The organism is Streptomyces rishiriensis (genome assembly GCF_030815485.1).
Taxonomy (GTDB): Bacteria; Actinomycetota; Actinomycetes; order Streptomycetales; family Streptomycetaceae; genus Streptomyces; species Streptomyces rishiriensis_A.
Genome location: NZ_JAUSWV010000002.1, coordinates 6,103,590 through 6,116,159, shown reverse-complemented (window position 1 = coordinate 6,116,159; position 12,570 = coordinate 6,103,590). Strand labels below are relative to the sequence as shown.

Sequence of the window (12,570 nt, the reverse complement as noted above, 5' to 3'; positions counted from 1 at the left end):
CGGCCCTTCCGCTCAGGGGGTGTCCTGTGGTTTCCGTGATCCACGGTAGGGGCGGGAGGCCGAAGGGTCGCTTGTCCGAGTCGTACGGGTGGACGGCCCGGGTGCGCCGGTTTGGCACGGTCGCCTTGCCGCCGGCCGCAGCCGTTCCCGCCGCTCTCGCCGCTCCCGCTCCAGCAGAAGCCACAGCGCACCGAGCAGCACCGCGCACAGACACCAGCTCGCCACGACGTCCAGTGGCCAGTGGTAGCCGCGCCGGACGAGCCCGAACGACACGGCCAGGACGAGAAGGGCACTCGTCGCGAGGACCAGCCGACGGGCGAACGCGGTGCGCAGCCACGGCAGCAGGACCAGCGCTGCCGAGCCGTAGGCGACGGCCGCCGTCGCCGTGTGCCCGGAGGGGTAGTAACCGGTGGCCGCAGGCACGGCGGGCGTGCCGGGCCGGTCCGTCCACAGCTTCAGCGGGACGACGATCAGCGGCACCAGCACCATCACGGCGAGCGCGGCGACGGACGGCACCCACCACCGCGCCTGGCCTGCCGCTCTCCCCCGCCATGCCGCATACCCCGCGACCAGCACCAGGACGGGCACCGCGATCTGTACCTCGCCCAGGTCGGCCAGCAGCTCGGAGGCCCGGTCGGGACGGACGAGGGCGCGGCTGAGGCGCTCGTCCGGGCGCAGCAGGCGGCCGTCGACGGCTACCTGCCAGGTGATCAGCGCGAAGAGGAGGGCGGGCGGCAGGAGGCCGAGGACGGCGCGGGACGGGCGGGACGGGCGGGACGGGCGGGACGGCATGGGCCCCAGCTTGTCAGGCGCGGCCGAACGGCAGAAAAGGAACCCGGATCGAAAAAAGACCCCGGATCGGATCCGGGGTCTGCTTTCCGTGGTCTGCACCAGAGAAGGAGGTCGGCCACCCCGGAACAGGGGGGGTGGTTCCGGGGTGGCCGTCCGGACCGGGGTGCCGGCCGCCCCGGGGGGTTTGGGGCGGGCGGCCGTCCGATCGGTGTGGAGATCCGAAGCCGGAAGCTCCGGTTGTGTGCGCGAGGGCACGACCAGGTCGAAGCTGGGGAGGCCCCGGCCTGGATCCGTCCACAGTCCCCTGTGGACGGGGTGTATCTCTCATCCGGATAGAACCTACGGCAGGGACAGGCGGTACGACAGGCCGAATCGCGTCCCGCCATCCTCCTCGCACACCTTCTTCACACGCTCTGCGGCGAATGGGAATCAGCTGTGCGGCACCTGGGCTCACATGCGCGCGAAAGCCTGCTCGATGATGTCGAGTCCCTCGTTCAGCAGGTCGTCGCCGATGACCAGCGGCGGCAGGAAGCGCAGCACGTTGCCGTAGGTGCCACAGGTCAGGACCAGCAGGCCCTCCTGGTGGCACGCCTTGGCGAGCGCGCCGGTCGCCTCGGGGTTCGGCTCCTTCGTCGTACGGTCCTTGACCAGCTCGATCGCGATCATCGCGCCGCGCCCGCGGATGTCGCCGATGATCTCGAACTTCTCGGCCATGGCGGCGAGGCGGCCCTTCATGACGGCCTCGATGTGCTTCGCCCGGGCGTTGAGGTCGAGCTCCTTCATCGTCTCGATCGCGCCGAGCGCGCCCGCGCAGGCGACCGGGTTGCCGCCGTAGGTGCCCCCCAGGCCGCCCGCGTGCGCGGCGTCCATGATCTCGGCGCGGCCGGTCACCGCGGCGAGCGGCAGACCGCCCGCGATGCCCTTGGCCGTCGTGATCAGGTCCGGCACGATGCCCTCGTCCTCGCAGGCGAACCACTGACCGGTGCGGCAGAAGCCGGACTGGATCTCGTCGGCGACGAAGACGATGCCGTTGTCGGACGCGAACTTGCTGATGGCCGGGAGGAAGCCCTTGGCGGGCTCGATGAAGCCGCCCTCGCCGAGCACCGGCTCGATGATGATCGCGGCGACGTTGTCCGCGCCGACCTGCTTGGTGATCTCGTCGATGGCCTGCGCGGCGGCCTCGTGGCCCGCGTTCTCGGCGCCGGTCGGCCAGCGGTAGCCGTAGGCGACCGGGACGCGGTAGACCTCGGGGGCGAACGGGCCGAAGCCGTGCTTGTACGGCATGTTCTTCGCCGTCAGCGCCATGGTGAGGTTGGTGCGGCCGTGGTAGCCGTGGTCGAAGACGACGACCGCCTGCCGCCTGGTGTAGGCACGGGCGATCTTGACGGCGTTCTCGACGGCCTCGGCACCGCTGTTGAACAGCGCGGACTTCTTGGCGTGGTCGCCCGGGGTGAGTTCGGCGAGGGCTTCGGCCACCGCCACATAGCCCTCGTAGGGAGTGACCATGAAACAGGTGTGGGTGAAGTCGGCGAGCTGGGCGGTGGCCCGGCGTACGACGGCCTCGGCGGAGGCGCCGACGGACGTCACGGCGATGCCGGAGCCGAAGTCGATCAGGCGGTTGCCGTCGACGTCCTCGATGATGCCGCCGCCCGCGCGCGTGGTGAAGACGGGAAGCACCGAACCGACACCGGCCGCGACCGCGGCGGTACGGCGGGCCTGGAGTTCCTGCGACTTCGGGCCGGGGATGGCGGTGACGACGCGGCGCTCCTGCGGAAGGGCGGTCATGAGGGGCTCCTGGGGTTTTGCGGACACTTTCGTTCTTTTCTCGCAGGCTAGGACGGGGAGTGCGGGGTGGGCATGCTCCATGTGGGCGGTGTCGGCGGGGCGGCTTGTCCGTCATGGACAGTGCGGACGGACGGTGATCGTCACAGGCCCGGCCGCGTAAGCGGTGAACTCCCTTGGTGAGCGCGTTAGATTGACTCGCTGATGGTGGACGGAACGGCTGGTCGGGGAGCAGGGGCGATGGACAGCGACGGGACGCAGGACGCGCGGAGCACGCAGGCGAATCCTGTGCCGCGCCCGGCGGGGCCGGCGCGGCCGCCCTCGACGCCGCCACGGCCGGACCGGGCGCCCGGCGTACCGCCTGCCCCCGGGCAGGCGCCGCGGGCCGCGTCCGCCGTCGCCGACTGGCTGGACGAGACGCGCCCCACGGCCGGGACGGGGATCTGGCGCTTCGGCTACCGGCCGCCGAAGGCGGCCCGCACCACGGAGCGGCTCGCGCCGGTGACGGTCGTCGGCATGCTGGTCCCGCTGGTGGTGGCGCTGGTCCTGTGGTCGCTGTGGCGCCGGGGCGGCCTCCCGTACCAGTTCACCCTGCTGCGGCTGTTCACCCCGGACGACTGGTGGTGGGGCGGCACGATCGCCTCCCCGAAGTCGATGGAGGGCGCCGAGGCGCGGGTGGTCTACGACGGCGTGTTCTTCGCCGTCCTCGTCTACGGCATGGGCCGGCTGGGCAGCTGGGCGCACGCGGTGCGGCACTTCGTGGGGCGCCGGCCGCAGCCCGTCCGGGCTCTCGTCGCCCTGCTGGGCGCGCTCGCCACGCTCAGCTTCGTCTTCCCGGGCGCCTTCGGGGTCGGCTGGGACGCCCTGCCCGTCGTCGACCCGCTGTTCTCGCTGATCGTCCTGATCTCCGGCAGCTACGAGCTGTTCGCCTCTCCCCTGTTCACGAACGCGCTCTACACGGTGATCACACTGCTCGTGGTGTGGCCGTTCGCGAAGGTCGGCGGCTGGTGGCCCTACGCGCAGGAACGACTCGCCGCCCGGCGCGCCGGGCCCGACCGGTCCGCGCCCGCGGTGGAGCGGCCGCGCGCCCAGTGGCCGGAGCTGCGGGACGCCGGTCAGTACGAGGCGGCCGAGCTGCTGACCGCCGAGGTCGCCGCCGGCCGGATGAACGACGTGGACTGCGTCCGCGTACGACGGGCCTGGACGGCGGGGCTCGCGGACTTCCGGGAGACCGTGCTGCGGCAGGGCGGGGCGGCCTGGGCCCACCCGTCCGGCGCCCGCGACCTGCCCCGGCGCACCGCGCGCCACGACCTGCTCACCGGGCAGGTCCGGGTCGGCCGCTGGGTGGCCGCCGAACGCACCCCGGCCCGCTATCAGGACGCGGGCGCCGCGCTCGGCCCGGACGTGCTGGGCACCTCCCTGCTCGCGGTCGGGCCGTCCGGATCGGGCAAGACCCGGACCCTGGTCGAGCCGCTCACCGAGGCGCTGGCACTCCAGGCACTCACCGGTTCGTGCGCCGTCGTCGCGGTGTCCTCGCCCGGAAGCGCCCCGCTCGGCGCCGACTCGGCGTTCGACGTGATCGTCGGGATCGGGAACCCCGCGTCGGTGCACGACCTGGACCCGTACGCGGAGTCCGAGGACCCGGACGAGGCGGCCGCGATCCTCGCCGAGGCGCTGGTCGGCGACCTCGACACGGTGAGCGGCCAGAGCGCGACCACGGCCCTCGCCCAGCTGCTGGGCCCCTACCGGAGCGCGCACGGATGCTTCCCCACCCTGCCCGAGCTGCGCGAACTCCTCGAGGGCGAACCGGCCGCGCTGTCCGCGCTGCGCGAGGCCGTGGCCGGTGACGAGGTGATGCGCCGTGAGCTGGCGGCACGAGTCCGGCAGACGGGGACCCCGGGCGACGCGGGCCGCGCGCTCGCCGACCGGCTGGCGCTGCTGAACCGCCCGGCGTTCGCGGAGTTCTTCGGCGGCGGCAGCAACGCGCACCGGGCGTTCTCGCTGCGCGCCGTCGCCCACCACCCGCTGCGGGTCCGCGTCGACCTGCCCGAGCGGGGTCACGAGGAGGCGGCCCGGCTGATCACCCGGCTGGTCCTCGCCCAGTTCCACACCGTCGTACGGGAGCGGCGCGACCACTTCGCCTGTCTGGTGCTGGACGACGCCACGGGCACGGTCACCGAGGGATCGGTGCGCCGGCTCCAGCGGCTGCGCTCGCAGAACGCGGGCGTGGTGCTCACCCTGCGCTCGATCGGCGACGTGCCGGAGGCGCTGCACGGACCGCTGTACGGGGCCGTCGGCTGCCGGATGGCCTTCTCCGGCATCACCACCTGGGACGGCAGCAGGTTCGCGCAGACCTGGGGCACCGAATGGGTGGAGACCACCGAGGTCGCCCAGCACACCGTCTTCGCCGACCAGCCGATGACCCGTGCCATCCACGCCCTGCGCAAGCTGGTGACCGGCAAGGCGGTGACCACGGACGCGGTGACCGTGCGCCAGGTGGAGCGGGAGCGGTGGTCGGCGTCCCGGCTGGCGCACGAGGTGCCGCCCGGTCACGCGGTGCTGTCCCTGACGGACGTGCGGGGCGAGCACGCGCCGCCGCTGCTGGTCGACCTGCGGGGCTGACGACGCGTCCGCGGTCCTTACAGTGAGGCAGAATCGGGAGAGACCGTTCATACGCGGCGGCCAAAAGATCAGACCGCCGATCGCTCCCCCGACCTGAAGGCCCCATGCCTCCCACGCTCGCCTCGCTCGTCCATCACTCCGCGCTGAAACTGACCGTGCGCGCGGGCGGGGACCGTCTGGACGTGCCGGTGCGCTGGGCGCACGTCAGCGAGCTCGCGGACCCCGTGCCGTACATGGAGGGCGGAGAGCTGCTGCTGATCACCGCGCTCAAGCTGGACGCGGAGGACCCCGAGGCCATGCGGCGCTATGTGCGGCGGCTGGCCAAGGCCGGGGTGGTCGGGCTGGGGTTCGCCGTCGGCGTCAACTACGAGGACACCCCGAAGGCCCTCGTGGACGCGGCCGAGGAGGAGGGCCTGCCCCTGCTGGAGGTACCGCGCCGCACGCCCTTCCTCGCGATCAGCAAGGCGGTGTCGGCGGCGATCGCGGCCGACCAGTACCGGGCGGTCACGGCCGGGTTCGCGGCCCAGCGCGAGCTGACGAAACAGGCGCTGACGGACGGCCCCCAGGGGCTGCTCCGCGCGCTCGCCGCGCAGGTCGACGGATGGGCGGCCCTGTACGACGCCTCGGGCGCCGTCGTGGCGGCGGCGCCCGAGTGGGCGGGCCGTCGGGCGGCGCGGCTCACGACGGAGGTGGAGCGGCTGCGGGAGCGGCCTGCGCCGGCCTCGGCGGTGGTGGGCGGCGGCGGGGGCACGGAGCGCTCAGGACCTGACGAGCGGCACGACGACCGGATCGAGCTGCACTCCCTGGGCACCGGCCGGCGCCCGCGCGCCGCGCTCGCCGTCGGCACCGCCTCGGCTCTCGGCACCGCCGAGCGGTACGCCGTCCATTCGGCCATCGCACTGCTCACCCTCACCACGGAACGCTCCCGCTCGCTGCACGCGGCGCAGCAGCGGATCGGCGCGGCGGTGCTGTGCATGCTGCTGGCGGGGGAACCGGACCATGCGCGGGCCGTCGCGGGGGACCTGTACGGCGGTCTGCTCGACGCCCCGTTCCGGGTGATCGTCGCCGACGCGGCGTCGCCCGCCACTGCCACGGCCGAGGGAGGCGGCGACCCCTTCGACGGTCTCACCGAGGTCGTCGAGTCGGCGGCCGCCCGGGCCGGAGAGGCCGTGCTGGTGGTGCCCGAGGGCGACCGGCTGGTGGCCCTGGTCGCGGACGGGGGCGCGGCCGTGGCGGCGGGCGCGCAGTACGCGGCGGCGCTGGAGAGTGCGCGGGCGGCCGGGGGCGTCGGTCCGGACTCCGGCGACGAGGACGGACTCGTCGTGGGCCTGTCCGCGCCGACCGGGCCGATCGCGGCGGCGGCTGCGTACAAGCAGGCGGAACAGGCGCTGTCGGTGGCGCGGCGCAGGGGCCGGGTCTTCGTGGAGCACGAGCAGCTCGCGGCAGGCTCCGTGCTGCCGCTGCTCGCGGACGACGCGGTGAAGGCGTTCGCGGACGGTCTGCTGCGCGCCCTGCACGAGCACGACGCGACCGGCCGCGGTGATCTGGTGGCCTCGCTGCGGGCCTGGCTCTCGCGCCACGGCCAGTGGGACGCGGCGGCGGCCGACCTGGGCGTCCACCGGCACACCCTGCGCTACCGGATGCGGCGGGTGGAGGAGATCCTCGGGCGCTCACTGGACGACCCGGACGTCCGGATGGAGCTGTGGCTCGCGCTGAAGGCGACATCGACGGAGTAGCACGACGGGCCGTCGGGAATCCGCCGCCGTCACGGATGCCAGGGCCATCGGGAATCCGCCGCCGTCACGGGTGCCCGCCACGGGCGCAGGCACGGAGGGCCGGCACAGGCGCAGGCAGGGACGGCTGGCACAGCCGCAGTTGCAGAGACCGCAAGCGCGGGCAGCAGGAACCGGCGCAGAGCGCGGGCGGCAGGCACAAGCGCAAGCGGCAGGCAGAAGGCGGCAGGCACCGGCGCAGGCGTGGGCGTGGGCGCAGGCAGCAGAGATAGGTGCAGCGAGCGTCGGCGTAAGCGCAGGCAGCAGGCACAAGCGCAGGCTTAGGTGTCGGCATAGGCGTCGGCGTCGGCGTCGGCGGCAGGCACAGGTTCGGGCAGCAGACACCGGCGCAGGCGGCAGGCACAGGTGCAGGCATAGGCGTAGGCGTCGGCGGCAGGCACAGGTGCAGGCAGAGTGTCGGCGTCGGCTCGGGCGGCAGGCGGCCGGCGGCCGGCGGCCGGCGGCCGGCGGCCGGCGGTGGGCAGTCGGCGGTGGGCAACCGGTCCTCGCCGGATGCGTCCGCGTCGGCCGCACGGGCGGCCGACGTGAAGGGATCTGCCGTGCCTCCCGGTCGGGGGGACGTAGAGGCGCGCCGGCCGGACCCGGTCGGCGGCCGGGTACCGCGGCGGAGGTGTCCGGTCGGTCAGCCGTCCTCTCCGCCGGCCAGTCCCGCCGCCGCCTCGTGCATCGCCAGTTCCAGCAGCCCCGGATCGGTCAGGGTGCCGGAGCCGTCCGGCTGGACCAGCCAGCGGACACCCCGGGTCGAGCGGCCCGGGTACGGCACGACGATCCAGGTGCCGGCCCCGGCCGTGCGGATGCCGGTGCCGAGCCAGCGGGCGGCCGTGCCGGGCGCCACGAAGAACCCCATGCGGGCGTCTCCGAAGTCGACCAGCACGGGCCCGGGCCGGTGAAGGATCCGGGTGAGCACGTCGAGGGTGGGGTAGCCGAGCTCGCCCGGCAGGATGAGTACGTCCCAGGCCTTGCCCGCGGGCAGCAGCGCCACCCCCAGGGGGTTGCGCTCCCATTCCCAGCGGCACGCCTCGGGATCCGGTGCGACGGCTGCCAGCCATTCGACAGCCGTCTTCGCCCCAGCCATGAGAAGACCTCCCTTTCACTCGTGGACGCGGACGCGTCATGAGGGAGAGGGAGGTCTCCGGTCGGCATTACGCGGGTCGGGGCAACCCGTTGGAGTGAACCGGATCACATCTCACCGGATCGGGTGGGTGGACCGGCGGCCGGCTGTCCGTCGGCCGGGGGCAGCCGACGGGTCAGCTGTCGAAGCCCAGCCCCAGCCGGTCCATCGCCCTGAGCCACAGGTTGCGCCGCCCGCCGTGCGCGTCGGCGCGGGCCAGCGACCACTTGGTGAGGGCGATGCCGGTCCAGGCGAAGGGCTCGGGCGGGAAGGGCAGCGGCTTCTTGCGGACCATCTCGAGCGACGTCCGCTCGGTGCTCTCCCCCGCCAGCAGGTCAAGCATCACCTCGGCGCCGAAGCGGGTGGCCCCGACACCCAGGCCGGTGTACCCGGCCGCGTACGCCACCTTCCCCCGGTGCGCGGTGCCGAAGAACGCCGAGAAGCGCGAGCACGTGTCGATCGCCCCGCCCCACGCGTGGGTGAAGCGCACGCCCTCGAGCTGCGGGAAGCAGCCGAAGAAGTGCCCGGCGAGTTTGGCGTACGTCTCCGGCCGGTCGTCGTACTCGGCGCGCACCCGGCCCCCGTAGGGGTAGACCGCGTCGTAGCCGCCCCACAGGATCCGGTTGTCGGCCGACAGCCGGAAGTAGTGGAACTGGTTGGCCGAGTCCCCGAGGCCCTGCCGGTTCTTCCAGCCGATCGAGTCGAGCTGCTCGGCGGTCAGCGGTTCGGTCATGAGCGCGTAGTCGTAGACCGGCACGGTGTACGACCGCACCCGCCTGACCAGGTTGGGGAAGATGTTGGTGCCGAGCGCGACCTGCCGGGCCCGCACCTGCCCGTAGGGGGTGCCCACGGCCATGCCTGCGCCGCAGGGCTTCAGGGTCAGGGCGGGGGTGTGCTCGTGGATCCGGACGCCCAGGCGCAGGCACGCCTGCTTCAGACCCCAGGCGAGCTTGGCGGGATGGAGCATGGCCACACCCCGGCGGTCGTACAGACCCGCCTGGAAGGTGGGCGAGGCGACCTGCGCGCGCACCGCGTCCGCGTCGAGGAACTCGATCCCGTCGGCGAGACCCCTGCCTTCGAGCTCCCGGTGCCAGTCGCGCAGTTCCCCCGCCTGGTACGTCTCGGTGGCGACGTCGATCTCGCCGGTGCGCTCGAAGTCGCAGTCGATGCCGTACCGGGCGATCGCCGCCTCGATCTCGTCGAGGTTGCGCATCCCCAGCTCCTCCAGCCGGTGGATCTCGTCCGGCCAGCGGGCGAGCCCGTTGGGCAGCCCGTGGGTGAGGGAGGCCGCGCAGAAGCCCCCGTTGCGGCCCGAGGCGGCCCAGCCCACCTCGCGGCCCTCCAGCAGCACCACGTCCCGCTGCGGTTCGCGCTCCTTGGCGACGAGGGCGGTCCACAGTCCGCTGTAGCCGCCGCCGACGACCAGCAGATCGCAGGTCACCGGGCCGGTGAGCGCGGGTTCCGGGTGCGGCTTCCCGGGATCCTCCAGCCAGTACGAGACCGGCTGTGCGTCGGAAAGAGAAGTGATCCACCGGTTCATGGCGCTCGGGGCCATGATTTCAACTCCCTACAGGGGCTTTTCCGATTACGCCTTTTGCTTGTTGCGGCGATTCCCGATGACCATCGAGGTCAGTACGAACAGTACGGCGATGAGGAACATGGCCGTACCGATGACATTGATCTGAACGGGCGTTCCGCGCTGCGCCGAACCCCAGACGAACATGGGGAAGGTGACGGTGGAGCCCGCGTTGAAATTGGTGATGATGAAATCGTCGAAGGAGAGCGCGAAGGCGAGCAGCGCGCCGGCGGCGATTCCGGGGGCGGCGATGGGCAGTGTGACGCGCAGGAACGTCTGCGCCGGTCCGGCGTACAGGTCCTGGGCGGCCTGCTCCAGGCGCGGGTCCATCGACATGACGCGCGCCTTCACCGCCGTCACCACGAAGCTGAGGCAGAACATGATGTGCGCGATGAGGATCGTCCAGAATCCCAACTGGGCGCCCAGGTTCAGGAACAGGGTGAGCAGCGAGGCGGCCATGACGACCTCGGGCATCGCCATGGGCAGGAAGATCAGCGAGTTGACGGCGCCCCGCGCGCGGAAGCGGTAGCGGACGAGCGCGAAGGCGATCATCGTGCCCAGCGCGGTCGCGCCGATGGTCGCCCAGACCGCGATCTGGAGGCTGAGCGACAGCGAGCCGCACAGCCCGGAGACCCCGCACGGGTCCTTCCAGGCGTCGGTGGAGAACTGCTGCCACTGGTAGTTGAAGCGGCCCTTCGGTTTATTGAAGGAGAACACCGTGACGACGACGTTCGGCAGCAGGAGATAGGCGAGCGTGAGAAGTCCCGCGATGACCACGAAATGGCGCTTGAGCCAGTTGACGAAGGGCATTTAGACCAGATCCTCCGTCCCGGACCTGCGGATGTAGAGAGTGACCATGAAAAGGATCGCGGCCATCAGGATGAACGAGAGTGCCGCCGCCGTCGGATAGTCCAGGACCCGCAGGAACTGCGTCTGGATCACGTTTCCGATCATGCGTGTGTCCGTCGAGCCGAGGAGTTCCGCGTTGACGTAGTCGCCGGCCGCCGGGATGAAGGTCAGCAGCGTCCCGGAGACCACGCCCGGCATCGACAGCGGGAAGGTGACCTTGCGGAAGGTGGTGACCGGCTTGGCGTACAGGTCGCCGGCCGCCTCGTGCAGCCGCCCGTCGATGCGCTCGAGCGAGGTGTAGAGCGGCAGGACCATGAACGGCAGGAAGTTGTACGTCAGGCCGCAGACCACCGCGAGCGGGGTGGCCAGCACCCGGTCGCCCGCGGTCCAGCCGAGCCAGCTGGTGACGTCGAGGACGTGCAGGGTGTTGAGGGCGCCGACGACCGGGCCGCCGTCCGCGAGGATCGTCTTCCAGGCGAGGGTGCGGATCAGGAAGCTGGTGAAGAACGGCGCGATCACCAGGATCATGATCAGGTTCCGCCAGCGGCCGGCCCGGAAGGCGATCAGATAGGCCAGCGGGTAGCCGAGCACCAGGCACAGGACGGTCGCGGCGGCCGCGTAGAGGACCGAGCGCAGGAACTGCGGCCAGTACTCGCTCAGCGCGTCCCAGTAGGTCGCGAGGTGCCAGGTGACCTTGTAGCCCTCCTCCAGGGAGCCCGTCTGCACGGAGGTGGAGGCCTGGTAGATCATCGGCAGCGCGAAGAACACGAACAGCCAGAGCAGACCGGGCAGCAGCAGCCAGTACGGCGTCAGGCGCCCGCGCTTGCGGGGCGGCTTCTCCGTCGGCGCCGTCGGGGAGAGAGGCGGGGGCGCCTCGGTGAGCGTCGCCATCAGAGCGCCGCCTCTTCCTGGATGCCGGCGTCGATGTCCTGGGCGGCGTCGAGGCCGAACGTGTGGGCGGGGCTCCAGTGCAGGACGACCTCGGCGCCGGGGGCGAGCCGGGCGTCCCGGTCGATGTTCTGGGCGTAGACCTCGAACTCGGGGCAGACCGTGCTGTCGATGACGTACTGGGTGGAGACGCCGATGAACGAGGAGTTGGCGATCCTGCCGGTGATGCGGTTGCGTCCCTCGGGGATCGCACCGGCGTCGTCGGCGTGGGTGAGGGATATCTTCTCCGGCCGGACGCCGACCAGCACCTTGCCGCCCGTCGTCGTGGGCGCGGAGCAGCGCGACTCGGGCAGGACGAGCTTGCCGCCGCCCGCCTTCAGCACGATGTCGTCGCCGTTCTTGGTGTCGACCTCGGCCTCGATGAGGTTCGACGTGCCGAGGAAGTTGGCGACGAAGGTGGTGTTCGGGTTCTCGTAGAGGTCGGCCGGCGACCCGAGCTGCTCGACCCGGCCCGCGTTCATCACCGCGACCGTGTCGGCCATCGTCATGGCCTCCTCCTGGTCGTGCGTGACGTGGACGAAGGTGATGCCCACCTCGGTCTGGATGCGCTTGAGCTCCAGCTGCATCTGGCGGCGCAGCTTGAGGTCGAGGGCGCCGAGGGGTTCGTCGAGGAGCAGCACCCCGGGCTTGTTGATCAGCGCGCGGGCCACGGCGACCCGCTGCTGCTGCCCGCCGGAGAGCTGGTGCGGCTTCTTACGGGCCTGTTCGCCGAGTTGTACGAGTTCCAGCATGTCCTCGACCTGCTTCTTCACGCTCTTGATGCCGCGCCGGCGCAGGCCGAAGGCGACGTTCTCGAAGATGTCGAGGTGCGGGAAGAGGGCGTAGGACTGGAAGACGGTGTTCACGGGGCGCTTGTACGGCGGGAGTGCCGTCACGTCCTGGTCGCCGAGGTGGACGGTCCCGGAGGAGGGTTCCTCCAGGCCCGCGATCATGCGCAGGGTGGTGGTCTTGCCGCAGCCGGATGCACCGAGCAGGGCGAAGAAGGAGCCCTGCGGGACGGTCAGGTCGAGCGGGTGGACGGCGGTGAAGGAGCCGTAGGTCTTGCTGATGCCGGTCAGGCGGACGTCGCCGCTGCCGCTGTTGGTCGTCTTCATCGT

General features: G+C 72.0%; 9 protein-coding genes. 2 read left to right on the top strand and 7 right to left on the bottom strand.

Annotated features, from left to right (window positions below):
- Nucleotides 1–12: 12 nt before the first annotated feature.
- Together QF030_RS29860 and gabT are read right to left on the bottom strand one after the other, a co-directional pair.
- On the bottom strand, nucleotides 13–792 hold the full coding sequence (locus QF030_RS29860; protein ID WP_307165668.1) for a phosphatase PAP2 family protein: 780 nt from the start codon (nucleotides 790–792) through the stop codon (nucleotides 13–15).
- Nucleotides 793–1,242: 450 nt separating this feature from the next.
- Entirely contained in the window at nucleotides 1,243–2,577 is a 1,335-nt protein-coding gene (gene gabT, locus QF030_RS29850; RefSeq protein WP_307165667.1) for a 4-aminobutyrate--2-oxoglutarate transaminase, read from the bottom strand.
- Between the two features lie 237 nt (nucleotides 2,578–2,814).
- Between gabT and QF030_RS29845 the strand changes: the two genes are divergently transcribed.
- Entirely contained in the window at nucleotides 2,815–5,196 is a 2,382-nt protein-coding gene (locus QF030_RS29845) for an ATP/GTP-binding protein (protein WP_307165666.1), read from the top strand.
- Nucleotides 5,197–5,300: 104 nt separating this feature from the next.
- Nucleotides 5,301–6,932 (top strand): PucR family transcriptional regulator, encoded by a 1,632-nt coding sequence (locus QF030_RS29840; RefSeq protein ID WP_307165665.1) that lies wholly within the window; start codon nucleotides 5,301–5,303, stop codon nucleotides 6,930–6,932.
- 679 nt (nucleotides 6,933–7,611) lie between these two features.
- On the opposite strand, the gene QF030_RS29835 is transcribed toward QF030_RS29840, so the two are convergent.
- The 5 genes from QF030_RS29835 to QF030_RS29815 form a co-directional block, all read right to left on the bottom strand.
- Nucleotides 7,612–8,064, bottom strand: coding sequence for a hypothetical protein (locus tag QF030_RS29835; protein WP_307165664.1), 453 nt, complete (start codon nucleotides 8,062–8,064; stop codon nucleotides 7,612–7,614).
- Nucleotides 8,065–8,236: 172 nt separating this feature from the next.
- Nucleotides 8,237–9,655, bottom strand: coding sequence for an NAD(P)/FAD-dependent oxidoreductase (locus QF030_RS29830; RefSeq protein WP_307165663.1), 1,419 nt, complete (start codon nucleotides 9,653–9,655; stop codon nucleotides 8,237–8,239).
- A gap of 30 nt (nucleotides 9,656–9,685) precedes the next feature.
- Complete coding sequence (locus QF030_RS29825) at nucleotides 9,686–10,486, bottom strand: ABC transporter permease (protein WP_307165662.1); 801 nt, start codon at nucleotides 10,484–10,486, stop codon at nucleotides 9,686–9,688.
- Complete coding sequence (locus QF030_RS29820) at nucleotides 10,487–11,416, bottom strand: ABC transporter permease (protein ID WP_307165661.1); 930 nt, start codon at nucleotides 11,414–11,416, stop codon at nucleotides 10,487–10,489.
- Nucleotides 11,416–12,567, bottom strand: coding sequence for an ABC transporter ATP-binding protein (locus QF030_RS29815; protein WP_307167737.1), 1,152 nt, complete (start codon nucleotides 12,565–12,567; stop codon nucleotides 11,416–11,418). Before QF030_RS29815 ends, QF030_RS29820 begins: the two co-directional genes overlap by 1 nt.
- Between the last annotated feature and the right edge of the window lie 3 nt (nucleotides 12,568–12,570).

Excerpts from the sequence above, each read along its gene's own strand:
- QF030_RS29830 (WP_307165663.1), bottom strand. The coding sequence starts at position 9,655 with ATGGCCCCGAGCGCCATGAACCGGTGGATCACTTCTCTTTCCGACGCA.
- gabT (WP_307165667.1), bottom strand. The coding sequence starts at position 2,577 with ATGACCGCCCTTCCGCAGGAGCGCCGCGTCGTCACCGCCATCCCCGGC.
- QF030_RS29825 (WP_307165662.1), bottom strand. The coding sequence starts at position 10,486 with ATGCCCTTCGTCAACTGGCTCAAGCGCCATTTCGTGGTCATCGCGGGA.
- QF030_RS29815 (WP_307167737.1), bottom strand. The coding sequence starts at position 12,567 with ATGAAGACGACCAACAGCGGCAGCGGCGACGTCCGCCTGACCGGCATC.
- QF030_RS29820 (WP_307165661.1), bottom strand. The coding sequence starts at position 11,416 with ATGGCGACGCTCACCGAGGCGCCCCCGCCTCTCTCCCCGACGGCGCCG.
- QF030_RS29840 (WP_307165665.1), top strand. The coding sequence starts at position 5,301 with ATGCCTCCCACGCTCGCCTCGCTCGTCCATCACTCCGCGCTGAAACTG.
- QF030_RS29860 (WP_307165668.1), bottom strand. The coding sequence starts at position 792 with ATGCCGTCCCGCCCGTCCCGCCCGTCCCGCCCGTCCCGCGCCGTCCTC.
- QF030_RS29845 (WP_307165666.1), top strand. The coding sequence starts at position 2,815 with ATGGACAGCGACGGGACGCAGGACGCGCGGAGCACGCAGGCGAATCCT.
- QF030_RS29835 (WP_307165664.1), bottom strand. The coding sequence starts at position 8,064 with ATGGCTGGGGCGAAGACGGCTGTCGAATGGCTGGCAGCCGTCGCACCG.